Source organism: Streptomyces sp. NPDC002306 (assembly GCF_053593435.1).
Window position 1 is genome coordinate 605,295 of the sequence record NZ_JBSFCK010000001.1, and the last position, 25,770, is coordinate 631,064.

A 25,770-nucleotide genomic window follows, 5' to 3' on the forward strand; every position below is an offset into this window, starting at 1 on the left:
TCCACTGTACGAACATTCCGGCCCCCGGGCCTGCGCCCGCGTTCCGCCGCCGGTGAGCGGCTCCTAGCGGGCCCGCTCCACCCGTCGCTCGTCCCAGACCGGCTCGGCCGTCTCCCGCACCCGGCCGTCGCTGCCGAAGACGAGGTAGCGGTCGAAGGACCGGGCGAACCAGCGGTCGTGGGTGACCGACAGGACCGTGCCCTCGAAGGCCTCCAGACCTTCCTGGAGCGCCTCGGCGGACTCCAGGTCGAGGTTGTCGGTGGGCTCGTCCAGGAGCAGGGCCGTGACGCCCTCCAGTTCCAGCAGCAGGATCTGGAAACGGGCCTGCTGGCCGCCGGAGAGCCGCTCGAAGTTCTGTTCGGCCTGCTGGGTCAGCTCGTAGCGGCGCAGCCGGGACATGGCGGCACCGCGGTCCTGGGCGTGTTCCTTCCACAGGATGTCCAGGAGCGTACGGCCCTGGAGTTCGGGGTGCGCGTGCGTCTGGGCGAAGTGCCCGGCCACGACCCGCGCGCCCAGCTTCCACTCCCCCGTGTGCGTGACGTCCTCGCCGGCGAGGAGCCGCAGGAAGTGCGACTTGCCGGAGCCGTTGGAGCCGAGGACGGCGACCCGTTCGCCGTAGAAGACCTCCAGGTCGAAGGGTTTCATCAGGCCGGTGAGTTCGAGTCCCGCGCAGGTGACGGCCCGTACGCCGGTGCGTCCGCCCTTCAGCCGCATGGTGATGTCCTGCTCGCGCGGCGGCTCGGGCGGCGGGCCGGCCTCCTCGAACTTGCGCAGCCGGGTCTGCGCGGCCTGGTAGCGGGAGGCCAGCTCGTGGCTGATGGAGGCCGCCTGACGCAGGCTCAGCACCAGCTTCTTCAGCTGCGCGTGCTTCTCGTCCCAGCGCCTGCGCAGTTCCTCGAAGCGGGCGAAGCGTTCCCGGCGGGCCTCGTGGTAGGTGGCGAAGCCGCCGCCGTGCACCCAGGCGTCGGCGCCGGCCGGTCCCGGCTCGACGGACACGATCTTCTCGGCGGCGCGGGAGAGGAGTTCCCGGTCGTGCGAGACGAACAGCACGGTCTTGCGGGTCTCCTTCAGCCGCTCCTCCAGCCAGCGCTTGCCGGGCACGTCGAGGTAGTTGTCCGGCTCGTCGAGGAGCAGCACCTCGTCGGTGCCGCGCAGCAGCGCCTCCAGCACCAGCCGCTTCTGCTCACCGCCGGACAGCGTGCGCACCAGCCGCCACTGCGCCTTCTCGTACGGGATGCCGAGCGCGGCCGTGGTGCACATGTCCCACAGCGTCTCGGACTCGTAGCCGCGCACCTCCGCCCAGTCGGAGAGCGCCTGCGCGTACCCCAGCTGGGAGGCCTCGTCGTCGACGGTCATCATGGCGTGCTCGGCCCGGTCGACGGCCCGCGCGGCCTCGCGGATGCCGGGCGGCGCGACCGACACCAGCAGATCGCGTACGGTCGTCTCGTCCCGTACGGAGCCCACGAACTGTCGCATCACGCCCAGGCCGCCACTGACGGTGACGGTGCCGCCGTGCGGCTTCAGCTCGCCGGAGATCAGCCGGAGCAGGGTCGTCTTGCCCGCGCCGTTGGGTCCGACGAGGGCCACGACGGCGCCTTCGCCCACCCGGAACGACACGTCGCCGAGCAGCGTCCTCCCGTCGGGGAGGTGGTACTCGAGGTGCGCGGCTTCCAGATGTCCCATGAAACGGCATTCTGCGGGTCACCCACGGCACCCGCCAAATGCTTATCGGGACATCCGCCCGTCGAGCGGCCCGGCGGGCTCAGCGCGTCCCGTCCAGCGGCCGGCCGGTGGGACCGCCCTCACCCGTGGGGGTGACCGTGGCGCCCGCCCAGGCGAGGGCCTTCCAGCCGTCGGCGGGAGTGCCCTCCAGGATCACCACGCCCGTGTTCTCCAGGCGGTGCGCGGCGGCGAAGGCCACGTCGACGTTGTCGGCGCGGGCGGCCGCCCACATGCGGATGGCCGCGCCGTGGCTGATCATGGCGACGGTCCCGGCGCCGCTGTCCGCGGCCTCCGCGACCACCGCGTCGTAGCGGGCGAAGGCCTCGGTGCCGCTCTCGCCGCCCGGCATCCGCAGATCCAGGTCGCCCGCGGCCCAGGCGAACACGGTGCGCATGTAGCGCTCGGCCGACGGGGAGTGGCCGGGCAGCAGCTCGAGATCGCCCGCGGCGATCTCCCTGATGCCGTCACGCACGGTCACGTCGAGGCGGCGGGCGGCGGCCAGCGGCGCGGCGGTCAGCTGCGTACGGACGAGGGTGGAGGCGTAGAGGGCCTCGATGTCCTCGTCGGCGAGGGCCGCCGGGAGCCGTGCGGCCTGTTGCTCGCCGAGCGCGGTCAGGCCCGGTCCCGGCACGGCCGTGTCCAGCAGGAAGTCGACGTTGGTGGGGGTCTGGCCATGGCGGACGAGGAGCAGGCGCATGCGGTGGGTCCTTCGGCTGCGGTGCCGTCCGGGACAGGAAACGGCCGCTTCAGGGTACCCATGACCTCATGAGCCCAGACGTCGACCTCACCGTCCTGAAGCCGGGGCACCACGCCCTGCGCGACCGGCTGCTCGCCCTCGACTGCCGGTTGTTCGAGTTCGCCGCCGAACGCGACTGGCCCGGTGCCGAGCGTGTGCTGCCGCGGCTGAGCCGGAGCGCCAACCACGGGGTGCTGTGGTTCGCGGCGGCGGCCGCCGTCGCGGCGAGCCGTACCCCGCGGGCCCGCCGGGCGGCCGCCCGGGGCCTCGCCTCCCTCAGCCTGGCCTCGCTGACGATCAACACGATCGGCAAGCGCTCGGTGCGCCGCACACGTCCGGTACTGGACCCCGTGCCGCTGGTACGACAACTGAAGCGGCAGCCGATCACCACGTCGTTCCCGTCCGGGCACGCCGCGTCGGCGGCGGCGTTCGCGACCGGGGTCGCGCTGGAGTCGCCGGCGTGGGGGGCGGTGGTGGCGCCGGTGGCCTTCTCGGTGGCCATGTCCCGCGTCTACACCGGGGTGCACTTCCCGAGCGACGTGCTGGCGGGAGCGGCGCTGGGCGCGGGGGCGGCCTTCGCCGTACGGAGCATGGTGCCGACCCGCGCCCAGGTCGTGCCGGCGGCCCGGCCGCGCGCCGAGGCCCCGGCCCTGCCCGACGGCGAGGGCCTGGTGGTCGTGGCGAACTCCGCGTCGGGCACCGCCGACCGGGTGCGGGCACTGCGCGACGCGCTCCCGCGCGCGGAGGTCGTCGAGTGCGCGCCGGACGACGTCCGGGAGGAGTTGGAGAAGGCGGCGGGCCGGGCCCTGGCCCTCGGGGTCTGCGGCGGCGACGGCACGGTGAACACCGCGGCGGAGGTCGCCCTGCGGCACGACCTGCCGCTGGCGGTGCTGCCCGGCGGCACGCTCAACCACTTCGCCTACGACCTGGGCGTGGAGGACGAGCGGTCCCTGAGCCGGGCCGTGCGGGGCGGCGAGGCCGTGCGCGTGGACGTGGGCCGGTTCAGCGGCGGGGACGCGCACGGTGTCTTCCTGAACACGTGCAGCCTCGGCGTCTATCCGGAGCTGGTGCGGGAGCGCGACCGCTGGTCGGGCCGGATCGGCGGCTGGCCGGCCGGGGTGCTGGCGGCGGTGCGCGTGCTGCGCGCGGACCGGCACCCCCTCCAGGCCGAAGTGGGCGGTCGTACCCGGCCGTTGTGGCTGCTGTTCGCCGGGAACGGCACCTACCACCGGATGGGGCTCGCACCGGGCCGCCGCCGGGACCTGGCGGACGGGCTGCTCGACGTGCGGGTGGTGCACGGGGGCCGCAGGCCCGCGCTGCGGCTGCTCGCCGCCGCGGCGGCGGGACCGCTCACCCGCTCGCCCGCCCACGCCGCGGTCCAGGTGGGGCGGCTGCGGCTGGCGGACGTCGCGCCGGGCACGCTCCTCGCCTACGACGGTGAGGTCACCGAGGTATCGGGCGATGTGACGCTGGAGAAGCTGCCCGAAGCGCTGGTCGTGTACCGCTCGCTGACCGGGAGCGCCGTGGACTGATCACCCGCCGGTCCGTATCGTGAAACGGCGGTCTCATCATGCGGCTGGCGCGCGTACCGTGACCGATGTCGCCCCCGCCGGGCCGAAAGCCCCCGCGGGGGCCGGTACGCGGAGCCGACGAGAAGGGGCACAGCCATGCCGAAACCGCGGGAGACCGCCGTCTACACGCACGGGCACCACGAGTCCGTGCTGCGTTCGCACACCTGGCGCACCGCCGCCAACTCCGCCGCGTACCTGCTCGGTTCGCTCAAGCCGCACATGAAGATCCTGGACATCGGCTGCGGACCGGGCACCATCACGGCCGACCTGGCCGAACTGGTCCCGGACGGACACGTCACCGGCGTCGACCACGCGGCGGGGATCCTGGAGCAGGCGCGCGCCACGGCCGCCGGGCGGGGCCTGGCCAACACCGACTTCGCCGTGGCCGACGTCCATGACCTGGACTACCCCGACGACACCTTCTGCGTGGTCCACGCCCACCAGGTGCTCCAGCACGTCGGCGATCCGGTGCGGGCGCTGCGCGAGATGCTGCGGGTGACCAGGCCGGGCGGGTTCATCGCGGTCCGCGACTCGGACTACGCGGCGATGACCTGGTATCCCGGGTCCGCCGGCCTGGACGACTGGCTGGACCTGTACCGCCGGGTGGCCCGCGCCAACGGGGGCGAGCCGGACGCCGGACGCCGGCTGAAGTCGTGGGCGCTGGCGGCGGGGATCACGGACGTCACGGCCACCTCAGGCACCTGGACCTTCTCGACGCCCGAGGAGCGGGCGTGGTGGAACGGCCTGTGGGCGGAACGCACCGTGGCCTCGGCGTACGCGCTCCGGGCCGTGGAGGGCGGCCACGCGACACCGCAGGGGCTGCGGGCCGTGGCGGACGCCTGGCGGGAGTGGGGAGAGCGGGAGGACGGCTGGTTCACCGTTCTGCACGGAGAAATTCTCTGTCGCAAGGAAGCCTGAATCCCCGCATTGTGGAAACACGGTGAGAAGGAGGTTCACATTATGGTTCCCATTCTTCTCGTACTGCTTCTCGTACTCCTTCTCTTCGGTGCCGGATTCGCCATCAAACTGCTGTGGTGGGTCGCACTGGTGGTTCTGGTGGTCTGGCTGCTCGGATTCCTGTTCCGCGGAACGAGCACGGCCGGGGGCAGGGGCCGCTGGTACCGGTGGTGAGGTGCCGGCGATGACCGGTGGTGATGTGTTCTCCGCGGCCCGAGGTTCCGATCAGGACCTCGGGCCGCAGTATGCCCCCTGATCAGGACCTCGGGCCGCAATACGCCCCTTGCTTCTCTTCCTCCTCCGCGTACTCACCCGCGAAGGAGTAGGCCGCCCACGGTCCGGCCAGTTCGACCCGCACTCCGGGGAGAGCGTCCCGCTTTGCCCGGTCGACCATTTCCACGAATTCCTCGCAATCCGACCGCGGCACCAGATAGGCCGCGTTCAATATGTTGCGCCCAGATCCATGGGAGAGTTCAGAGCCGGCGAGCTGCCGGGCGCGGAAACGGGAGTCGTCCGCGTACCGGGAAAGCATCGCGTGCAGCCGGGCCGCGAATTCCTCGGCCGGCTGTGTCTCCGTGTACACCCTCACGCCCCACTCGGCCTTTCCGTCCAGCCGGTCGAGGGTGTGGGTGAACTCGGCTTCGCGCGCCTCCAGCATCGCGCGCAGGGCGCTGTCGTCGGCGCAGACGGTGGCCGGCAGCAGCGGCAGCGGTGTGGTGACGGCGGTGAGCGCGTCGATCACGCACTGATGGCAGCGCGCGACGGCGGCCCGCCAGTCCGGATCCGCGAGGTGCGCGAGCAACGGCTCCTCGGCGAAGTCGGACGCGGGCACGCTGGAGACGACGGCGACCAGGCCGCGGTGGTTGAGCAGCCCGACGGGCACCCCCGCCACCCCGGTGATCTGGGCCTGGAGGGCCGCGCGAAAGGGCCGGCAGACGGCGTAGACGTACCGCGGTCCGGTCATGGTGCCTCCTCCTGCGCGTGGCCCGGCCCCGGATCGGGGGTCGGGCCGGTCGGGCCGGTCGGTTCAGGCACCGGGTGGCCGCATCCGCGGCGGCCAAACCCTCAGGCCCCGGATGTGCGTGCCGTCACCGTCCGTCACCCGGCGGACCGGCCACCCCTCCTTTCGCGCGGTCGCCCCCTGCCCGGCGCGGGATCGCCGCCTGTCTGCCCGACGCGCGATCGCCGCCTCCCCGATCAGCGCACGATCGCCTCCTCGATCAGCGCACGATCGCCTCCTCGACCAGCAGTCGCCCGGCCGCCGCGATCGCCTCGGCGTCGATACCCGCGGCGTGCAGCTGTTCGCCCGGTGTCGCCGAGCCCGGCATCGTACGGACCGCGAGCCGCACCAGACGCGGCACGGGACGGCCGTCGACGAAGGCGTCCAGGACCGCGTCCCCGAGCCCGCCCTCCTCGTGGTGGTCCTCGACCGTGAGCAGGCAGCCCGTCTCGTCGGCCGCCTGGCGCAGCGTGAGCCGGTCGACGGGCTTGACCGAGTAGAGGTCGATCACCCGGACCGGGATGCCCTGTCCGTCGAGCGCCTCGGCGGCGGACAGCGCCTCGTGGACGGTGCCGCCCGCGGCGACGATCGTCAGCCGGTCCCGGTCGCCGGAGCGCAGCACCTTGCTGCCACCGACCGGGAACTCCTCGTCCGGGCCGTAGATCACCGGGCTCGCGCCGCGCGAGGTGCGCAGATAACGGACGCCGTCCAGGCCGGCGACGGCGGCGACGAGCCGGGCGGTCTGGTTGGCGTCGCACGGGTACAGCACGGTCGAGCCGTGCACCGTGCGGAACATCGCCAGATCCTCCAGGCCCATCTGGGAGGGCCCGTCCTGCCCGATCGCGACGCCCGCGTGCGAGCCGTTCAGGACGATGCCGGAGCCGCTCACCGCGGCCATCCGCACGAAGTCGAAGGCGCGGGTGAGGAAGGCGGCGAACGTGGAGGCGTACGGCACCCAGCCGCGGGCCGCGAACCCCACCGCCGTCCCGACCATCTGCTGTTCGGCGATGTAGCACTCGAAGTAGCGGTCGGGGTGCTCCTTGGCGAAGTACTCGCCGCGGGTGGAGTCGCCGACCTCGCCGTCGAGGGCGACGACGTCGGCGCGGGCGGCGCCCAGCGCGGCGAGCGCGTGGCCGTAGGCGTCGCGGGTGGCGACCTCGTCGCCCTTGTCGTAGCGCGGGAGGTCCAGCGGGGCCGTGCTGACGGAGTGCAGCATGCGGGCGTCCGGCGGCGGCTGCACGCGCACGCGCAGGTCTCGGAGGCCGCCGAGTTCGGCGACCGCCGCGGCGGCGTCGGGCAGCGGCTTGCCGTGCAGTCCCTCGCGGTCCTCGACGGAGGCGACACCGCGCCCCTTGAGGGTGCGGGCGAGGATCACGGTCGGCTGTCCGCTCGTCGACTCCGCCTCGCCGAAGGCGCGGTCGATCGCGTCGACGTCATGGCCGTCGACCTCGACGGCGTGCCAGCCGAAGGCCCGGAAGCGGCGCGCGTACGCGTCGAGGTCGTGCCCGTGCCGGGTCGGGCCGCGCTGGCCGAGCCGGTTGACGTCGACGATCGCGGTGAGGTTGTCGAGGTGTTCGTGGCTCGCGTGCTCGGCGGCCTCCCACACGGACCCCTCGGCCAGCTCGCTGTCGCCGCACAGCACCCACACACGCTGGTCGGTACGGTCGAGCCGCTTGCCGGCCAGCGCGATGCCGACCCCCACGGGCAGGCCCTGTCCGAGCGATCCGGTCGCGGTCTCGACCCACGGCAGCCGGCGCGGGGTCGGGTGGCCCTCCAGACGGCTGCCCAGCCGCCGGAAGGTGAGCAGCTCGGCGTCGTCGACGGCTCCGGCCGCCTTGTAGGCGGCGTACAGCAGAGGCGAGGCGTGTCCCTTGGACAGCACGAAGCGGTCGTTGCCGGGGTGGGCGGGGCGGTCGAAGTCGTAGCGGAGGTGGTGGGCGAGCAGGACGGCCATCAGGTCCGCCGCGGACATCGAGGACGTCGGGTGTCCTGATCCCGCGGCGTCGGCCGCGCGCACGCTGTCCACGCGCAATTGCTGGGCCAGCTCGACGAGTTCGCCGGTGTTCATCTGTCTCCTCGCGTGCGGTGCTCGGGATGTCGGGGGCCGGGTTCGTCTCAGGCGTGCTCGTCCGGGATGTCGGGGCGCCTGACGGGACCGGGCGAGGGGTGGCGGCCCGGCTGGTTCTTCGCGGGCTCACCGCCGGGCTGGTTCTTCGCGGGCTCACCGCCCGGCTGGTTCTTCGCCGGTTCGCCGCCCGGCTGGTTGCGCGCGGGCTCGGGGCCCGAGCCTCTCCCGGCGGACCGCGGGTGAGGGTGGTGGTGGGTCGGGTTCAGGGCGAATCCGGCACCGACCGTCGCGCTGTGGGGTCGATTCACGGCTGACTCGCCTCCGGCTGTGGGTGTGCGGGGACACGGCTGCCGCGCACGGGCACGCACGAGTTCGCGCGCACCTCGCGTACAGACGTCGCGTACGAGACTTTCCGCGTCCCCCTGGCCGGGGGCTCCAAACATGCGCGGACCCCGGGTACCGGGCCCGCGCGGGCGCCCGCACAACTAGGCTCCCCCGCATGGAGATTCTGGGAGCCACGCTGCGCGTCTGCGTCGACGATCTCGAGACCTCGGTCCGCTTCTACGAACGGCTCGCCGGAACCGAGGCCCTGCGCTTCGAGCGCGCGGGCGTCCAGGTGGCCGCGGTCGGCTGCTTCCTGCTGATGAGCGGGCCCGAGGCGGAACTGGAGGTGCTGCGCAAGGTCGCCGCCACCATCGCCGTGGCGGACGTCGACGAGACGCACAAGGTCCTCACCGAGCTGGGCGCGGACGTCATCGCGGGCCCGGTCGCGACGCCGGTGGGCCGCAACCTGATCGCCCGGCACCCGGACGGCGCGGTGTACGAGTACGTGGACCGCCGCGCCTAGAACCTCGCACCGCCCCCGACGCGCCCTGAGGCCTCGCACCACCCCCGGCGCGCGCTGGCGTCTCGCACCGCCCCGCCGTCCCCCGGGCCTGCTCCGGCCGGCCCGGGGTCACGGCCTCCTTCCGCCCCCGTCGGACCGGAGGGAGAGCGGGCCCTCCTTCCGCGCCCGCCAGGGGGTGAGGCCCGCCGCTTGCCGCGTCAGGGTGTGGACGGCCGCATGCGGAAGTCGTACCGCGCCGGGAGCGGGCCGTCGCTCAGCCGGGCCCACAGCCGGTCCAGGGCCTGCGCGCCCTCGCGCAGGTCGGCCACCTCGAAGCCCGCGTCGAAGACCGCCCGCGCCTCCTCCCGCCGGCCCTCCGCGCAGAGGATCTCGGCCTCCAGCAGCCGGAACCGGCCGCGCTCCCGGGTGCTCGGGTGCAGCCGTTCCCACACGGCCCGCGCCGGCGCCGGACGCCGTACCGCGAGCAGCGCCTCGACCGTCTCCCGGCCGAGCGCGGCCATGGCGGCCGTCCAGGACTCCCCGCTGTCGCGCCGTTCGCGGCACAGGTCGTCGAAGGCGTCCAGGTACCGGTCGGCGGCCCGCTCGTCGTGTCCGCTCTCCACGTCGGCGACCGCGAGGCAGCGCAGCAGCGGCCAGAGCGAGGGCGCGAGAGCGAGGGCCCGCTCCCAGCTGCGCACCGCCTGTGCCCGGTCGCCCGCGTGCCACTGGGCGACGCCGAGGTGGTACTCGGTGAGCGGGGTCGCGGGCGCGGTCTCCAGCATGTCCCGCCAGTGCGGGGCGACCAGCGTCGGACCGGGCGGCCGTACCCGCCGCGGCTCGGGGAAGGATCCGGTGCGCAGCAGCGCCCGCCAGGGGGCCTGGGCGTCGCCGAGGGTGCGCTCGTCGAAGGGGGTGCCGGGCAGCTTCCAGTCGGCGCGCAGCACCTCCAGCGCGCCCCAGCCGGAGCCGGTGGCGAGGATCTCGCCCGGTTCGGTGTCGGCGTACGGCCTCCACGCCTCGTGGGCGGCGTCGACGGCGGCACGCGGCAGGACCGCTTCGAGCCGTGCGCCGGCCTCGCGCAGGACGTCGTCCCACTCCCCCTCGGACGGTGCGCTCAGCGGCCCGTACGCCTCCAGCCAGGACACCTCGCCGCGCGCCGCGAGGCGTACGTGCTCCAGCTGGGTGCGGGCGAGTCCCGCCTGGATCTCGCAGTAGCCGCCGGTGCCCGGCTCGGTGAGCCACTCCTGCCAGCGCCGGCCGCCGCTCCCCGCGCCCCACACGAACAGCTTGCGGCCGCGCAGCACGTCGGTGGACGTCTGCACCAGTCCGTGCCCGTCGCCGTCGAGCGCGGCGATCCAGCGCCGCCGGTCTTCGCGCAGCTCGTAGAAGTAGTCGGCGGCGAAGGTGCTGCGGAGCGGATAGGTACGGTCGATCCCGTCGTACGCGGGGACGGGCACCCGGCGCAGGCGGCGCTCGTAGCCGAAGTGCCAGGCCTCGTGCGCGGGCGCGAGCACCCGGCGCTCCTCGGGGACGGCGATGTTGGACCACCAGTAGGTGGGCACGGGGTGCTCGTGCGGATTGCGGATCCGGACGCCGACGTAGAGGAAGTCGGAGCCCTCCGGCAGCCACAGGTCGACCTGGAAGGGCAGGTCGCGCAGCCGTTCCCACTCCCACAGGCGGAGCATCTCGCCGCCGTCCGGGGCGGGGACACGGGCGGCGTGCAAGGGTGAGCAGGAGAGGGTGGTGTGGCCGGTGGCGCCGATGTTCCACTCGATGCCACCGGAGTACCAGGCGCCGTTGAGGGCGAAGTTGGCCGGCTGCAACACCGGGTTGCGGTACAGGAGTTCACGGCCGGTCGGCTTGTGGACGAGCGAGGCGATCCGGCCGCCGAGGCCGGGCAGCACCGTGGCGCGCAGGCGGTCGTTCTCGATCACGAGGGCGTCGGTCGCGTGGGGTTCACGCGTCCGCCCGTACCCGTCCCGCACCCGCTCGGGCAGCAGGCTGCGCAGCGGGGCGTGGCCGATCTGCCGGGCCATGTCGGGCGGGAGGTCCTCCCGGTCCCGGTCGTCGATGCGGTGCAGCTCGTCGAGGGGGCGCAGCGGGGGCAGCGGGTTGTCCGGGCCGGACCGCGCGGCGGGCAGGGTCACTACGTCACGTCGGATCGTCGTCACGATCACCATGGAACCCGGCAACCGCCGGCCTGCCCAGGGGAGCTACGGGTCAGGATTGCGCAAAGGCGCCCCGTCGATATTCCGCGTGCGCCGCGCCGCCCTCGACGTACAGTCGGGCCTTCGAAGGACCGCGCGGGGGACGCATGAGGGAGTGGAACGGCGCATGAGCGAGCAGCACACCTACCGGGTGATCGTCCGGGGCACCTGGGAGGGACTCACCGACGCGGCCCGGGCCCGGCTGCTCGTGGAGGCCCCGGTGCACGGTCTGACCAGCATGCGGTTCTGCGCGGAGGGCTCGCTCACGTACGAGCCGGCGCCGCTGAAGCACTTCTCGATGCGCTACGTGGTGGTGTCGGACGCGGCGGACGGCGAGGAGATGGCGGGCGCGCTCGCCGAGGATCTCGCGCAGAGCACGCTGCGCGAGCTCGGCTACGGCTTCGGCGCGCTGAGGTCGACGGTCACGGACCTCGACACGATGAAGGTCAACCGGAAGCCCGCATCTCGGCGGTGACGGCCCAGCGTTCGTGGTCGCGCCAGGCGCCGTCGATGAACAGCATGGCGGGCGAGAACCCCTCCAGGCGGAAGCCGCAGCCGCGCGCGAGGGCGACGGAGGCGGTGTTCGCCGGCTGCACGTTGATCTCCAGCCGGTGCAGCCGCAGCGGCCCGAACGCGTGGCCCACCACGAGGTCCAGCCCTTCGCGCATCAGCCCCCGCCCGGCGGCGTGCGCGAAGGCGCCGTAGCCGAGGGCGCCGCTGAGGAAGCTGCCCTCGACGATGTTGTTGATGTTGATGAACCCGGCGATGGCGCCGCCTTCACCCTTCTCGCAGACCAGGAACCCGGCCTTCGTCCGGTCCTCGATCAGCCGGCCGGCGTAGGCGGTGTAGGCGTCGGCGGTGTCGGGCGGGAACAGCCAGGGGTGGTGCAGGTCCTTGCTCTCCCGGACCCGGGCGGTGAACTCGGCGCCGTCCTCGTAGGAGTAGTGGCGTATGCCCACGCGGGGGCCCTCGGCGAGGTACTGGGATGCGATGTGCGGCATCCCGCCACCCTACGACGGCCCCCCGCGGCCCCCCGCCTTCCTCGGCCCCGGGAGGCGTCCGGCGGCCCCACGGCCCCGGATCGTCCGGGGCCGTGGGGTCACTGGTGATGCCGGTACGGCGGTCAGCGCAGGGCGGGCTCGTCGAGGGTCAGGGTGCCCGCGGCCGCGTCGAGTTCGGCGCTCATCCCGAAGGGGACCGTCAGCGCGTCGTCGCCGTGCCCGAAGCCGAGTTCCTCCACGACCGGCACGCCCAGGCCGCCGAGGCGGTCGGCGAGGACGGCGCGCACCTCGGCGTACGGGCCGCACCCGGCCCAGGACCCCAGTCCGATCCCGGCGACCCCGTCGAGCCAGCCCGTGCGCAGCAGCTGGGTCAGCATCCGGTCGATCCGGTACGCCCGCTCGCCGACGTCCTCGATCAGCAGCAGCCCGCCCCCCGCTCCCGGGTGGGCGTGCGGCGTGCCGAGGTCGGAGGTGATCATGCTCAGGCAGCCGCCGAGCGTGACCCCGCGCGCCCGCCCGGGGGCGAGCGCACCGCCTCCGGCGCCGAGGGTGCGGACCGTCTCGGGCGCGAACAGGGTCGCCCGCAGGTGTTCCTGGGCCCGCGCGCTCTTGGTGAAGTCCACGCCCGCGGCCGCCGGGCCGTGCAGGGTGACCAGGCCCAGCCGGGTGGCGAAGGCCTGGTGCAGCACGGTGATGTCGCTGAAGCCGACGAACACCTTCGGCCCCGCCGCCCGCATCGCCGACCAGTCGAGCAGGTCGACCATCCGCTGGGCCCCGTACCCGCCCCGCGCGCACAGCACGGCGTCGACCGACGGGTCGCACCAGGCGGCCTGGAGGTCGGCGGCCCGGTCCGCGTCCGTACCGGCGAGGTGATCCAGCTCACCGTGCCGGTCCAGGACGTGGGGTGCCACCACCGGGTCGAGGTCGAAGCCGCGCAGCACGTCGAGCCCGGCCTGGAGCCGGTCCTCCGCCACCGGGCCGCTGGGCGCGACGACGGCCACCCGGGCGCCGGGGGCGAGCCGGGACGGTCGCAGGAGTTGTCTCACGTGGAGAGCTCCAGGGTCGGGGCATCGGGCGGGTTCAGCCCGAACACCTGGGAGTACAGGGAGAGTTCGGCCTCCAGGGCACGCACCATGGTCTCGGCGCGCCGGAACCCGTGCCCCTCCCCCTCGAAGGCGATGTAGGCGTGCGGCACCCCGCGCCCGCGCATCCGGTCCAGGAACCGGTCGCACTGCGCGGGCGGGCAGATCACGTCGTCCAGCCCCTGGAGCAGCAGGAAAGGCGCGGTGACCCGGTCGGCGTGCTCGACCGGCGAGCGCTGTGCGTACCGGGCGGGCACCTCGGCGAGCGGCCCGACCAGGCTCTCCAGGTACTGCGACTCGAAGTCGTGGGTCTCCCCCGTGGCCCACCCCGCCAGGTCGAGGATGGGGTAGATGATCGTGCCGCAGGCGTAGACGTCGGTGCTGGTGAGGGAGGCGGCCGTGGTCCAGCCGCCCGCGCTGCCGCCGCGGATGGCGAGCCGGTCGCGGTCGGCGGTGCCCTCCTCGGCGAGGGCGAGCGCGACGGCCGCGCAGTCCTCGACGTCGACGACACCCCACTGCTCGCGCAACCGGTTGCGGTAGGCGCGCCCGTACCCGGTCGAGCCGCCGTAGTTGACCTCGGCGACACCGATGCCGCGCGAGGTGAAGTAGGCGATCTCCAGGTCGAGCACGAGCGGCGCGTGACCGGTGGGTCCGCCGTGCGCCCAGACGACGTACGGGGGCAGTTCGTCGGCGGGTGCGACGTACCCGGGGCGCTGCGGCGGGTAGATGTGCGCGTGCACCTCGCGCCCGTCGGGGCCGTCGAAGGTGCGGATCAGCGGCTCGGGGTAGTGGGCCGGGTCCACGGCGTCCTCGTGCGCGGAACCGATCACCCGGGCCCGGCCGGTGCGGGTGTCCAGCTCGACGACCTCGTAGGCGCTGCGCGGGCTGGCGCCGACGGCCACGACCCGCTCGCCGTGCACCGCGAGGGTGGGCGCGAACTCGGTCCAGGGTCCGGCCGCGTCGACGACCTCGCCGCTCTCGGGATCCAGTATCCCGAGAGCGGTGGTGCCGCGACCGTGCACGACGGCGATCAGCCCGCTCTCCAGCGGGGCGAACCAGCGGTGCCCGAGCTTCCAGAGGGGACCGCCGAACTCCTCCTCGCGGGGACAGAGGGGTTCGCCGTCCTGGTACAGGTTCCACCAGCCCGTACGGTCGCTCGCGTACAGGAGACGGCCGTCCGCCGACCAGTCGACCTGCGCGATGGACTCCTCCGGGCCGCCGGCCACGGTCCGGGCCTGCCGGAACGTTCCGTCGTCGTCGACGTCCGCGACGACCAGCTCCGTGCCGTCCCACGGCATCCGCGGATGGTCCCAGCCGAGCCAGGCGGCCCGCCGTCCGTCCGGCGAGAGCCGGGGTCCGGTCACGAACCGGTGCCGTTCCCCGGCGAGCTCGCGCACCGCGCCGCGGTCGCGGGCGGCCGAGCCGTCCAGCGGCACGGCGGCCGGCACCCGGCGGACGTCGGTGGGCCCGTCGCCGGTGAACTCCTCCAGCACACACCACACCTCACCGCGGTCCAGGTGGATCCGCGGTTCCGCCCAGCGCGCCCCGCCGCCCACCGGGGAGACGGGCGTGAGCGGGATCGGCTCGCCGCCGGGCTCGTACCGGTACAGCCGCTGGTCGGCGAAGTTCACGAACACCACGACCGGCTCGCCGCCGCGCGCCGCGCCGGCCCAGGGCTGTCCGCCGTACTCGATGACCCGGCTGCGCACGTTCCACGGCGCGGGCAGGACGGACTCCTCGGTGCCGTCGGCGCGCCGGCGCACCAGGGTGCGGCGGCCGCCCTCGGCGGGCCGGGGCTCCGTCCACCAGGCCTCGTCGCCGACGAAGCCGACGAACTCGGGGTGCCCGTCGTGGGCGGCGGCCAGGGCCGCGTCGATGGGCGAAGGCCAGGAACCGTAGGCCAAGGTCTGCACGTTCTCCCCCACTCGCCTAGGCCGTCCGCAGGAAACGGTCGAGGACACGGACGCCGAAGTGCAGCGCCTCGACGGGGACGCGCTCGTCGACCCCGTGGAAGAGGGCCTGGTAGTCGAAGCCCTCCGGCAGTTTCAGCGGCGCGAAGCCGTAACCGGTGATGCCGAGCCGCGAGAACTGCTTGGCGTCCGTGCCGCCGGACATGCAGTACGGCACCACGTGCCCCTCGGGCGCGAACTCCTCGACCGCGGCCCGCATCCCGGCGAACGTCGGCGAGTCCACCGGCGCCTGGAGGGCGACCTCCCGGTGGTCGAACTCCCAGTCCACGTCCGGCCCGGTCAGCCGGTCGAGGGTGGTGCGGAACTCGTCCTCGCCGCCGGGCAGGAAGCGACCGTCGACGTACGCGACGGCCTCCCCCGGGATCACGTTGACCTTGTAGCCCGCGTCCAGCATCGTCGGGTTGGAGCTGTTGCGGACGGTCGCCTCGACGAGCTTGGCGGCGGGTCCGAGCTTCGTCAGCAGCGTGTCCACGTCGGACAGGTCGGGGTCCACGCCGTACAGGGCGGCGAGTTCGGTGAGGGCCGCGCTCACGGTCGGGGTGAGCCGCAGCGGCCACTCGTGCTCGCCGATGCGGGTGATCGCGGCGGACAGCCGGGTCACCGCGTTCTCGCGGTTGACCTTGGAGCCGTGCCCGGCCCGGCCGCGCGCGGTGAGCTTCAGCCAGCCCGTACCCCGCTCACCGGCGGCGATGGGATAGATCTGCCGGCCGCCGCCGTCGTGGAAGGTGTACGCGCCCGACTCGCTGACGCCCTCGGTGCACCCCTCGAACAGTTCGGCGTGCCGGTCGGCGAGGAAGCCGGAGCCGTCCACCGCGCTGGCCTCCTCGTCCGCGGTGAACGCCACGACGATGTCGCGCCGGGGCCGTACGCCGTTGCGCGCCCAGTCCCGCACCACGGCGAGGATCATCGCGTCCATGTTCTTCATGTCGACCGCGCCGCGCCCCCACACGACGCCGTCGCGCACCTCGCCGGAGAACGGATGCACGCTCCAGTCCTCGGCCTGCGCCGGCACCACGTCGAGGTGACCGTGGACGAGCAGCGCGTCCGCCGACGGGTCGGTGCCCTCGATCCGGGCCACGACGTTCGTGCGCCCCGGGGTCCGCTCCAGCATCACGGGCTCGAGTCCCGCGCCGGCGAGCCGCTCGGCGGCGTACTCGGCGGCGGGCCGCTCCTGGCAGTCGCCGCCACCGCGGTTGGTGGTGTCGATCCGGATCAGGTCGGAAGTGAACCGGACGACCTCGTCCAGTGCCTGCTGGTCAGCCATACTGCTCCTCCACCGCGGCCGAGACGATCGTGGTGACCGCCTTGAAGCTGCGGATTCCCTCGTACATGGTGTCGCTGGTGTACGCGACCTTCCGCTCGCCGATCCGGTCCACGCCCGGCACGACGGTGGCCGCCATCGCCAGGTGTTCGGCGTCGAACTCCAGGGCGATCGTGAACGGGCCCCCGGCGACCGGCTCGTGGCGCACCGCGAGCGCGGTCGCCTCCTTGGCCGCCGCCCGGATGTCGGCGGCGGTCCTGGCCGGCGTACGGCACACGGCCGCGTACCGCGACACATGGTCCTTGACCGCGACCTTCATCGCCTCGGGCGCGTACCCCAGAGCGTCCTCGCAGGCCACGTCGTCGCCGGTGACGAGGATGACGGGCACCCCGTACTCGGCCACGACATGCGCGTTGAGCAGCCCCTCGCTGGCCCGTACGTCGTTCACCCACACCCCGGTGATGGAGTTCGCGAGGTAGGTGTGGGCCAGGACGCCCTCCGCGCCGGCCGCCGCGTGGTAGCCGATGAAGGCGATGCCGTCCACGTCGCCGTGCTGCACGCCCTCCACCATGGACAGCGCCTTGTGCCGCCCGGTGAGCATCTGCGCCCGGTCGTCGAGCCGCTCCAGCAGCAGGTTGCGCATCGTCCAGTGGGCCTCGTTGACGAGTACCTCGTCGGCACCGCCGTCGAGGAAACCGAGCACGGCGGCGTTCACATCGGAGGTGAACATCGCCCGGCACCGCTCCCACTGCGGTGTCCCGGGGAGCACGTCGGCCGGCCACGTGACGCCGGTCGCACCCTCCATGTCGGCGCTGATCAGGATCTTCATGAGGCGCCACGTTACGCGCAGACGGTAAATCGGGCCAGGATCGGCCCCTCCCTCGGCCTCCCGGAAGCCCCGATCCGGGTCTCCCCCGGCCGCCCGGAACACCGGATCCGGGCCTGCCTCAGCCGCCCGGAACGCCGGCTCCGGGCCCGCCTCGGCCGCCCGGAGGCCCGGGTCCAGGTCACTCCGGGCGTCCCGGAGACCCGGCGCCACGGTCGTGGGTCTGGTCAGTCTGAACGTGCTGCGCACCCGGCGCGCCCGGCGCGAGGAGCCCCTCTACGCGCGCCCGGCCGTCCCTGCGCTCGGCCCGGGGGACGGCGCGGACCCGCAGGAGGAGTCGCTGCCGGCCGGATCGGGCCGGCGATGCCCCCCGGGGACGCCTCGTCCTCACCGTCACCGAGGGCGCCATCACCACGATCGACGTCATCGCGGACCCCGAGCGACTCGACGAGATCGAGGTCAGGTCACGGCCCTCGACACATGAACACGTCGGGGGCGCCGCGGGGCACGCGCGGGGACGACACACGGCGACGACACGCGGGCGCGACCGGTGCGGCACCGGCGGCCGCGTTCGGCGGCTCGTCCGCTGTCGGCTTCCAAGCCGGTGAAGGAACGTGAGCGAGCCGCCCGGATCCGCGTGGGCGTCACCCGATGAGGACCGCGCTCATCTCGCGCGGGCCGCCACCGACCAGTTCGACGGGAGCTCGATCCGGCTGCCGTCGGGGGCGAACTCGGTGGTGATGAGCGGCAGTTCGCCGCTCGCGACGCTGGTGAGCCCGGCGGCGGCGAGGTAGCCGGGCACCGCGTCGTCCTTGACCTCGCCGGGAGCGATGCCGTGCCGGAAGATCGGCGCGAGCTTCGGCGGCGGACCCGTGGGACCCTGGGCCAGACCGCCGAGGACGGGGCGGGCCGCCTCGGACAGTTCGACCATGAAGACCCGGCCGCGGTCACCGAGGAGCGCGGCGATCCCGTCCACCAGTCGCTGGCGGTCGTCGGGCTCGCACTGGTGCAGCACCCCGCGCATATAGACGTTGGCGTCGCCCAGTTCGGCGTGCAGCGTCTCGACCTCGCTCTTCTCCGCGGCGTCGAGCAGCCGGTACGTCGCCCGCCCCGCCGGGTCCGCCCGCCGGGCGTGGTCCAGGGCCGCGGCGGCCAGGTCGGCTCCGACGACGCGCGGGAAGCGGTCGGCGAGGAACCGGGTCTGGGTGCCGTTGCCGCAGCCGAGGTCCACCAGCGGCAGTCCCGGATCGGTCAGGTGCGGCTGGAAGAGGGCCAGTTGGGGGCCGACGGTGAGCGTGGGCTCCGCGTCCCAGAACACGCCTCCCGGGTCGTCGGGTGCCTCACGCCAGAAACCCTCCCAGGCCGCCCGGTACCGACTCGTCACGCTCATGCCCAACTCCCCAGGGTGCGACGCCGATCCGCCGTAAGTGACGGGCCAGTACGGTCTATCGCGCCGGGGGTGCGCCGACAAGCGCGGTGCGCGTTCCTTCACGCCGCGTTCGAGATGCGTACGCCGATGAGCGCCCCGTGAGCGCCCGGTGTGACGGCTGGACGCCCCGGCGGCTTCAGTGACGCGGCAGCGTCAGCTCGAACCAGACGGTCTTGCCGGCACCGGTACGGCTGGTGCCCCACGCACGGGCGAGCATGCTGACCACCCGCAGTCCGCGCCCGAACTCGTCCGTGGGACCGGCGCTCAGCAGCGTCGGCAGCTCGTGGTCGTCGTCGTCCACCTCGCACAGCAGCGTGTCACCGCGCACCAGCCGCACCTCGACGGGACGGTGGTGGGAGTGACGCACGGCGTTGGTGACGAGTTCGCCGACGAGTTGCTCGGCGTGGTCGGCCAACCGGGGCAGACCCCAGTCGTGCAGCTGTTCGCGGACCACCGCCCGGGCCCGGCCGACCTCGACGGGCGCCAGGGGGAACCGCCACTCGGCCACGTCGTCGGGTGCGATGCCGTTGAGGCGGGCCATCAGCAGGGCCACGTCGTCCTTGCGGCCGTCGCGCGGGTTCAGGGCCCGGATGATGGTGTCGCAGGCGTCGTCCATCGAGGCGGCCGGGTGGGCGGCGGACTCACAGAGCGTCGCCAGGCCCACCCCGATGTCCTCGCCGCGCACCTCCACCAGCCCGTCGGTGCACATCACCAGCCGGTCGCCGGGCTCCACCCGCACGCGTACCGCCTCGAAGGGCACCCCGCCGACGCCGATCGGCGCCCCGGTGGGCAGTTCGAGCAGTTCGCTGCGCCCGTCGGCGCGGACCAGGACGGGTGGGATGTGGCCCGCGTTGGCGAGGTGCAGTTCGCTCGCGATCGGGTCGTAGACGGCGTACAGACAGGTCGCGAGATAGGTGTCGCCCAGGCGCTGGGCGAGGTCGTCGAGGTTGCGCAGCAGTTGGGCGGGCGGCAGGTCGAGGGCGGCCATGGTCTGGACGGCCGTACGCAACTGGCCCATCATCGCGGCCGAGTTGAGGCCGTGGCCCATGACGTCGCCGACGACCAGGGCGGTGCGCGCGCCGGGCAGTTTCACGGAGTCGAACCAGTCGCCGCCGACGCGCCCGAGCAGGGTGCCGGGCAGGTAGCGGGTGGCGATGTCGCAGCCCGCCATGCGCGGCGGGATGTGCGGCAGCATGCTGTCCTGGAGGGTCTCGGCGACGCTCTCCTGGTGGGTGTACATGCGCGCGTTGTCCAGCACGAGGCCCGCGCGGGCGGCGAGTTCGGCGCCGGTGACCCGGTCCATGTCGTTGAACTCGACGCGCTCGGGGTGGCGGAGCAGGACCATGAAGCCGAGGACGACGGTACGCGCCTTGAGCGGCACGACGAGCATGGAGCGGCCCGTGATCAGCGGGCGGATGTCACGCTTCTCGAACTGCGAGGCGATGGCGTGGCCCATCTGCTCGCTGATGCGCGGCACGAGCACGGGATCGCCCGTGGTCATGCACTGGAAGAACGGCGTGTGCGCGGGGAACGGCATGGCCTCGCCGACCGGCACGACGTCGTCCCAGCGACCGGGTTCGTCGGTGTGTTCGAGGGCGACGCGGTGCCACAGGGTGGTGGTGTCGGGGACGCCGTCGGGGAACCCCTCGCCGGCGACGACCTGTTCGCGCAGATAGGTGCCGGCGACGTCGGTGAAGCGCGGCACGACGGCCTTGCTGACCTCGATGATGGTCCGGGACAGGTCGAGGGAGGTGCCGATCCTGCCGCTGACCTCGTTGAGGAACTCCAGGCGCTCCCGCACGGCGGTGTACTCGAGGTCCTCGCCCTCGTCGGTGAGGTCCACGGGCAGAGGCAGGCCCTCGGCCGCGGCCCGGGCGGCCCGCTCGCGGCGCGCCCTGCGTTCGGCCCGCCGGGGCACACCCCAGTCGGGGGTGACGGGGACCCGGTCGTTCTGGCTGAACTCCAGGATCGGATAGCCCAGTTCGAGGATCTGCGCGACGATCCGGGCGCCTTCGCCGACGCTCATGCTGGGGAGGATCTCGGGCAGCCGCCGGGCGAGTTCGGCGGCGCCGGGGAAGTCGGTGTGCAGCGCGAAGGCGGGGGCGATGCGCTCGAAGTCCGCGTCGGCGTCCGGCGCCTCCTGGCGCAGTGCGTCCGCGTCGGCCGCCAGGACGAGCAGCCGCCCGTCGCCCGGACCCACCAGCGGGTACGCCCACCACAGCACGTCGACCCGGCCGCGCTCGGGCACGGTGAGGCGGGCGCGGCCCGCGGCCGGGTAGGACAACCGTCCGTCGAGCGAGGACTCCAGGTCGGGTCCGAGGCCGTCGTAGGCCCCGTAGGGGTGGGGTTCGTCGTCCTCGGGCAGCGCGCCGGAGACGGGGAGCAGGTCGAGGGCGGAGCGCCCGATCGCGTCCTCCTTGAGCGCGCCGAAGAGCCGGCGTGCGCCCCTGCTCCAATGGGAGACGAGGCCCTCACGGTCCACCACGACCACGGCCAGCGGGACACGTCCGGCCGTGGCGTGACCCGCGGGAGGTGTGTCCCTCTCGGTGCCACGGTCCATGGTCCAGGCCCTCTCTCCCCACGGCTCCGCAAGATCTGTGCTGCCGTCACCACCGTACGGCGGGGGTCGTCGGGGATGTGGGGCAATACTGGAATTCGTTTCACCTTCCCGCTCCGGCGCGCGGGTCCGCGCCCCCGTCGGCGCCGGGTCAGTCCTCGTGTCCGAGCTGGAGATCGCGTTCCGTACGGCCGCCGCCCGCCATGTGCAGCACGGTGGCCACGGGCGGGTATCCGGCCGCGATCACGGTGTACTCGCCGGAGGACAGGTCGACGAACCTGAACGTTCCGTCGGGTCCGGTGGTGAGGGTGTCCACGACGTTGCCCGCCGCGTCCAGCAGGGTCACGCGCGCGTCCTCGACGACGCGGCCGCCGCCCGCGCGCACGGTGCCGCGCAGCACGGCGCCGCCCGCGAGTTCGACGTCCTGGCGGGTCTCCCGGGAGGCCTGGACGGTGACCGGGAGCGCGGCCGGGCGGAAGGCGGCCGCGCTGGCGGCGAGGGTGTACTCGCCCGCCACCAGTTCGGTGATGACGTAGCCGCCCTCGCGTCCGCTGCGGGTGGCGGCGACGACCTCGCCGTGCACGTTGGTCAGGGTGACGGTGGCGTCGCGCACGGGGGTGCCGTCCGCGGTGACCACGCTGCCGGCGAGCCGTCCGGCGCCGCCGAGGACGACGTCGAGTTCCACGGGACGCTCGCCGACGGTCACGGAGACGGCCTGGGGCTGGTGCCCGCCCGCGGCAGCGATCAGGACGTACGCACCGGCTCCGGGTGTGGACAGCGCGTACCGTCCGTCCTCACCGCTCGCGCCCCGTCCGATCTGCGTCCCGGCGACGTCGATGAGGGTGAGGGCCGCGCGGGGGACGACGGTTCCGTCGGGGTGCTGCACCGTGCCGCAGACGGGGATCCCGGCGGTGTGCGGCGAACGGGACTGCGGCAGCGCGGAGTTCGTGTGCGCGGACGCGTGGTTCGGGTCGGCGGCGGGGGCGTGGTGGGACGCTGCGTTCGTCAACAGGGGGGTCTCCTTGAGGAAGAAGGCGATGACCAGGCCGAGCACCAGCACCGGCACCAGGTAGAGGAAGATCCGCGGCATGGCGTCGGCGTAGGCGCTGATGTAGGCGTCCCGCAGGGCCGGGGGCAGCGCGTGGACGAGCTGCGGGGTGAGCGACTCCGGGTCGGGGAGGGGAGTGCCCACGTGCGCGGGGACGCGCCGGGCGAGAGAGTCGGCGAGCCGGTCGGCGAAGAGGGTGCCGAAGATCGCGGCGCCGACGCTGCCGCCGATCTGCCGGAAGTAGTTGTTGGCGCTGGTGGCCGTGCCGAGGTCGGCGGGGCGCACGGAGTTCTGCACGGCGAGGATCAGCACCGGCATCACCATGCCGATGCCGGCGCCGAGGACGGCCATCCAGACGCTGTAGTGCAGCCGGGGCGTGTCGACCTCCAGCCGGGACAGCAGCCACATGCCGACGGCGGAGAGCGCGCCGCCGAGGACGGGGTAGATCTTGTAGCGGCCGGTGTGGCTGATGAGCTGTCCGGAGATGATGGAGGCGCCGACGATCCCGCCCATCATGGGCAGCATCAGCAGCCCCGACTCGGTGGCGCTCGCCCCGTCGACCATCTGGAGAAAGGTCGGCAGGTAACTGGCCGCGCCGAACAGCGCGACCCCGACGACCAGGCCCACCAGGCCGGTGACGTTGAAGACGGAGTCACGGAACAGCCGCAGCGGGATGAGGGGTTCGGCGGCGTGGTGCTCGGCGACGAGGAAGAGGACGGCGGCCCCGGCCGCCCCCGCTCCGAGCCCGATGATGACGCGCGAACTCCAGGCGTACTCGGTGCCGCCCCAGCTGGTCAGCAGCACCAGGCAGGTGGAGGCGGCGGCGAGCAGCAGGGCGCCGAGGACGTCGAAGCGCGGGGTGACGTCGGGCTTCGGCAGTTTCAGTACGACGGTGACGACGGCGAGGGTCAGCAGGCCGAAGGGCACGTTGAAGTAGAAGCACCAGCGCCAGGAGAGATGGTCCGTGAAGTAGCCGCCGAGCAGCGGGCCGGCCACGGAGGCCAGGCCGAAGGCCGCTCCGATCAGGCCCATGAACCGGCCGCGCTGCCGGGGCGGCACGATGTCGGCGATGATCGCCTGCACGCCGATCATGAGTCCGCCCGCGCCGACGCCCTGCACGGCCCGGAAGGCGATCAGCTGGTCCATGCTCTGCGCGCGCCCGGCGAGCGCGGAGCCGACGACGAAGACGACGATGGCGAACTGGAAGACGCCCTTGCGGCCGAGAAGGTCGCCGAGCTTGCCGTAGACGGGGAGGCCGACCGTGGCGGTGAGCAGATAGGCGGTGATCGCCCAGGACATCCGGTCCAGGCCGTGCAGCTCGCCGACGATCTTCGGGAGCGCGGTGGCGACGATCATCTGCTCCAGCGCGGCCAGGAGCAGCGCGAGCATGAGTCCGGCGAAGACCAACCGCACCTGGCGCGCGCCGGGTTCGGCGGCCGCCGCGGGATCGGTGGCGGGGGCGCCAGGGGTGTCCGGGGGCGCCGCCGTCGGCTCGCCCTTCACCAGAGTGATCCCGCCCATGTACCGCTCCCCTCGTCACGCCCGCCACACAATTCCCGCTTAAAGCGACAACTGCGAGCAAGCGTGACGAGTTACGGCACGAGGGTGGGCGACAGGGAGATCCACTCGAACCGGTGAGGGGACCAACGTCCCTGTGCCATCGCCTCCTTGGGTCCGGGAGGGACTACTTCTCCACCTCGGTGGCGAGCTTGGCGAGGAGCGCGTCGTAGATCCGGCCGAGACCCTTGGGCGCGAAGGTCTTCTCGAAGAAGCCGCCGACGCCGCCGGCGCCGTTCCAGACGGTGGTCACGACGACGCGGGAGGAGTCCTCACCGGCCGGGGTGACCCGCCAGGTGGTGACCATGGAGGAGTTGCGGTCCTTCTCCACCAGCTCGCCGTCGGTCGGCTCGCTGACCTCCAGCAGACAGTCCCGCACCCGCTTGCTGGTGGCCTGGAGCTTCCAGTGGACGAGGGTGCCCTCGCCGTCGCCGCCCTCGCGCACCTCGTACTCGCTGAAGTGTTCGGGCAGGAGCTTCGCGCGCGTGCCGGTGTAGTCGGCGAGGGCGTCGAACACCTTCTCCGCGTCCGCCGCGACGACCCGCTCCGTAGTGGCCTCGACCTGCGCCATTGACTTCCTCCAGCACCTGAGTTCTCGGGGTTTTCTCGGGGTGGCGCAAGCCAACCACCCTTCTCCCCGGCCACCCAAATCGGGGTCTCGGAAGTGATCGAACGGGATGCACGAGGTGATCGGAACAGGCCGTCGCACGATCATGGGAACACATGTTCTAATCTGGGGGCAGTGCTACCGAGGAGGTGTCATGCGCTGGGAGAACCTCGCAGCGGAGTCCGGCCACGAGCGCGCGGCCGACGCCGCGCTGTTCGGCGCGGACGCGGTGACCACCCGTACCTTCGACACACCGGAGTTCGCCGGGATCACGTTCCACGAGATCCGGGCCCGTTCGATCATCAACAGGGTGCCGGGCGCCTCGCGGATGCCCTTCGAGTGGACGGTCAACCCCTACCGAGGCTGCACGCACGCGTGCGTCTACTGCTTCGCCCGCAAGACGCACAGCTATCTGGACCTCGACACCGGGCTGGGCTTCGACAGCCAGATCGTGGTCAAGGTCAACGCGCCGGACCTGCTGCGCCGCCAGCTCGCCTCGCCCCGCTGGCAGGGCGAGCACATCGCGATGGGTACGAACGTCGACTGCTACCAGCGCGCGGAGGGGCGTTACCGTCTGATGCCGGGCATCCTGAGCGCGCTGAGCGAGCGCGCGAACCCCTTCTCGATCCTGACCAAGGGCACCCTCGTCCTGCGCGACCTCGACCTGCTGGTGCGGGCCTCGCGGCTGACCGACGTCGGCATCTCCGTCTCCGTCGGCTTCACCGACCCCGAACTGTGGCGCACGGTGGAACCGGGCACCCCGGCGCCCGAGCGCCGGCTGGACGTCGTACGGACCCTGACCGACCACGGCATCGGCTGCGGCGTGCTGATGGCGCCGGTGATCCCCTTCCTGAGCGACCACCCGGCCCAACTGCGGTCGACGGTACGGGCGATCGCGGCCTCCGGGGCCACCTCCGTCACCCCGCTCGTGCTGCATCTGCGCCCCGGCGCCCGCGAGTGGTTCACCGCCTGGCTGGGACACCACCATCCGCACCTGGTGCGCCGTTACGAGCGGCTGTACGCGGAGGGGGCCTACGCGCCGAAGTGGTACCAGCGCCGGATCACCCGTCAGGTCCACGAGCTGGCGCAGGAGTACGGCATCGGGCCCTCGCGCGCCGGAGCGGACAGACGGATCCGGCCCGCCGAGCCCGAGCGGCCGCCGATGTCCGGGCCGACGCCGGGTCAGGCCCCCGAGCCGATGTCCGGTCCGACGCAACTCTCGCTGATCTGAGAGCGTTCGAGGGCAGTCGGCGGACCAATTGGGTCAAGTATTGCCAGAACGCGTTCTTCCGGGCGGACTTTCCGGGACGATGCGGCGTGGATCGTGAACCTCGCGGTCCGCCCC

At 73.2% G+C, this 25,770-nt stretch carries 20 protein-coding genes and 1 pseudogene; 6 read left to right on the forward strand and 15 right to left on the reverse strand.

Features of this window, described 5'->3' with window-relative positions:
- Positions 1-63: 63 nt before the first annotated feature.
- On the reverse strand, positions 64-1,683 hold the full coding sequence (locus tag ACWCQK_RS02610) for an ABC-F family ATP-binding cassette domain-containing protein (protein ID WP_451151052.1): 1,620 nt from the start codon (positions 1,681-1,683) through the stop codon (positions 64-66).
- Positions 1,684-1,762: 79 nt separating this feature from the next.
- Positions 1,763-2,419, reverse strand: coding sequence for a histidine phosphatase family protein (locus tag ACWCQK_RS02615; protein WP_451151054.1), 657 nt, complete (start codon positions 2,417-2,419; stop codon positions 1,763-1,765).
- A 68-nt stretch (positions 2,420-2,487) separates the two neighbouring features.
- On the opposite strand from ACWCQK_RS02615, the gene ACWCQK_RS02620 reads away from it, so the two are divergent.
- The 3 genes from ACWCQK_RS02620 (at position 2,488) to ACWCQK_RS02630 (ending at position 5,160) form a co-directional block, all read left to right on the forward strand.
- A complete protein-coding gene (locus ACWCQK_RS02620; protein ID WP_451151056.1) occupies positions 2,488-3,990 on the forward strand; it encodes a phosphatase PAP2 family protein in 1,503 nt (500 codons plus the stop codon).
- Positions 3,991-4,125: 135 nt separating this feature from the next.
- Complete coding sequence (locus ACWCQK_RS02625) at positions 4,126-4,947, forward strand: class I SAM-dependent methyltransferase (RefSeq protein ID WP_451151058.1); 822 nt, start codon at positions 4,126-4,128, stop codon at positions 4,945-4,947.
- 42 nt (positions 4,948-4,989) lie between these two features.
- Positions 4,990-5,160: a hydrophobic protein gene (locus ACWCQK_RS02630; RefSeq protein WP_451151060.1), complete on the forward strand. Its 171-nt coding sequence runs from the start codon at positions 4,990-4,992 to the stop codon at positions 5,158-5,160.
- 82 nt (positions 5,161-5,242) lie between these two features.
- Here ACWCQK_RS02630 and ACWCQK_RS02635 read toward each other — a convergent pair whose 3' ends face one another.
- From ACWCQK_RS02635 to ACWCQK_RS02645, 3 genes and pseudogenes are all read right to left on the reverse strand, one after another.
- Positions 5,243-5,950 (reverse strand): GvpL/GvpF family gas vesicle protein, encoded by a 708-nt coding sequence (locus ACWCQK_RS02635; RefSeq protein ID WP_451151062.1) that lies wholly within the window; start codon positions 5,948-5,950, stop codon positions 5,243-5,245.
- 256 nt (positions 5,951-6,206) lie between these two features.
- Positions 6,207-8,168: pseudogene (locus tag ACWCQK_RS02640) on the reverse strand (transketolase); the annotation flags it as partial.
- Positions 8,102-8,362 carry a hypothetical protein gene (locus ACWCQK_RS02645; protein ID WP_451151064.1) on the reverse strand — a complete coding sequence of 87 codons (261 nt, stop codon included), beginning with the start codon at positions 8,360-8,362 and terminating at the stop codon, positions 8,102-8,104. The pseudogene ACWCQK_RS02640 and the gene ACWCQK_RS02645, both read right to left, overlap by 67 nt.
- A gap of 191 nt (positions 8,363-8,553) precedes the next feature.
- On the opposite strand from ACWCQK_RS02645, the gene ACWCQK_RS02650 reads away from it, so the two are divergent.
- Complete coding sequence (locus ACWCQK_RS02650) at positions 8,554-8,901, forward strand: VOC family protein (protein ID WP_451151066.1); 348 nt, start codon at positions 8,554-8,556, stop codon at positions 8,899-8,901.
- 197 nt (positions 8,902-9,098) lie between these two features.
- Here ACWCQK_RS02650 and ACWCQK_RS02655 read toward each other — a convergent pair whose 3' ends face one another.
- Positions 9,099-11,060 carry a DUF5107 domain-containing protein gene (locus ACWCQK_RS02655; protein WP_451151068.1) on the reverse strand — a complete coding sequence of 654 codons (1,962 nt, stop codon included), beginning with the start codon at positions 11,058-11,060 and terminating at the stop codon, positions 9,099-9,101.
- A 154-nt stretch (positions 11,061-11,214) separates the two neighbouring features.
- Between ACWCQK_RS02655 and ACWCQK_RS02660 the strand changes: the two genes are divergently transcribed.
- Entirely contained in the window at positions 11,215-11,562 is a 348-nt protein-coding gene (locus ACWCQK_RS02660) for a DUF6204 family protein (protein ID WP_451151070.1), read from the forward strand.
- Here ACWCQK_RS02660 and ACWCQK_RS02665 read toward each other — a convergent pair.
- From ACWCQK_RS02665 to ACWCQK_RS02705, 9 genes are all read right to left on the reverse strand, one after another.
- The gene (locus tag ACWCQK_RS02665) at positions 11,534-12,088 is read right to left on the reverse strand and encodes a GNAT family N-acetyltransferase (RefSeq protein WP_451151072.1); all 555 of its coding nucleotides are present in this window, start codon (positions 12,086-12,088) and stop codon (positions 11,534-11,536) included. The genes ACWCQK_RS02660 and ACWCQK_RS02665 overlap by 29 nt on opposite strands.
- A 122-nt stretch (positions 12,089-12,210) precedes the next feature.
- A complete protein-coding gene (locus tag ACWCQK_RS02670) occupies positions 12,211-13,134 on the reverse strand; it encodes a S66 peptidase family protein (protein ID WP_451151074.1) in 924 nt (307 codons plus the stop codon).
- Positions 13,131-15,083 (reverse strand): dipeptidyl-peptidase 5, encoded by a 1,953-nt coding sequence (locus ACWCQK_RS02675; protein WP_451151076.1) that lies wholly within the window; start codon positions 15,081-15,083, stop codon positions 13,131-13,133. The genes ACWCQK_RS02670 and ACWCQK_RS02675 overlap by 4 nt, the downstream gene beginning before the upstream one ends.
- 16 nt (positions 15,084-15,099) lie before the next feature.
- Entirely contained in the window at positions 15,100-16,404 is a 1,305-nt protein-coding gene (locus ACWCQK_RS02680; protein WP_451151078.1) for a M20/M25/M40 family metallo-hydrolase, read from the reverse strand.
- Positions 16,397-17,230 carry a M55 family metallopeptidase gene (locus tag ACWCQK_RS02685; protein WP_451151080.1) on the reverse strand — a complete coding sequence of 278 codons (834 nt, stop codon included), beginning with the start codon at positions 17,228-17,230 and terminating at the stop codon, positions 16,397-16,399. The genes ACWCQK_RS02680 and ACWCQK_RS02685 overlap by 8 nt, the downstream gene beginning before the upstream one ends.
- Before the next feature lie 661 nt (positions 17,231-17,891).
- Complete coding sequence (locus tag ACWCQK_RS02690; RefSeq protein WP_451151082.1) at positions 17,892-18,617, reverse strand: class I SAM-dependent methyltransferase; 726 nt, start codon at positions 18,615-18,617, stop codon at positions 17,892-17,894.
- 175 nt (positions 18,618-18,792) lie between these two features.
- Complete coding sequence (locus tag ACWCQK_RS02695) at positions 18,793-21,216, reverse strand: SpoIIE family protein phosphatase (RefSeq protein ID WP_451151084.1); 2,424 nt, start codon at positions 21,214-21,216, stop codon at positions 18,793-18,795.
- A 148-nt stretch (positions 21,217-21,364) separates the two neighbouring features.
- Positions 21,365-23,782: an MFS transporter gene (locus ACWCQK_RS02700; protein ID WP_451151086.1), complete on the reverse strand. Its 2,418-nt coding sequence runs from the start codon at positions 23,780-23,782 to the stop codon at positions 21,365-21,367.
- Positions 23,783-23,945: 163 nt separating this feature from the next.
- The gene (locus ACWCQK_RS02705; protein WP_451151088.1) at positions 23,946-24,389 is read right to left on the reverse strand and encodes an SRPBCC family protein; all 444 of its coding nucleotides are present in this window, start codon (positions 24,387-24,389) and stop codon (positions 23,946-23,948) included.
- A gap of 190 nt (positions 24,390-24,579) precedes the next feature.
- On the opposite strand from ACWCQK_RS02705, the gene ACWCQK_RS02710 reads away from it, so the two are divergent.
- Positions 24,580-25,656 (forward strand): Rv2578c family radical SAM protein, encoded by a 1,077-nt coding sequence (locus ACWCQK_RS02710; protein WP_451151090.1) that lies wholly within the window; start codon positions 24,580-24,582, stop codon positions 25,654-25,656.
- The last annotated feature ends 114 nt before the right edge of the window (positions 25,657-25,770 follow it).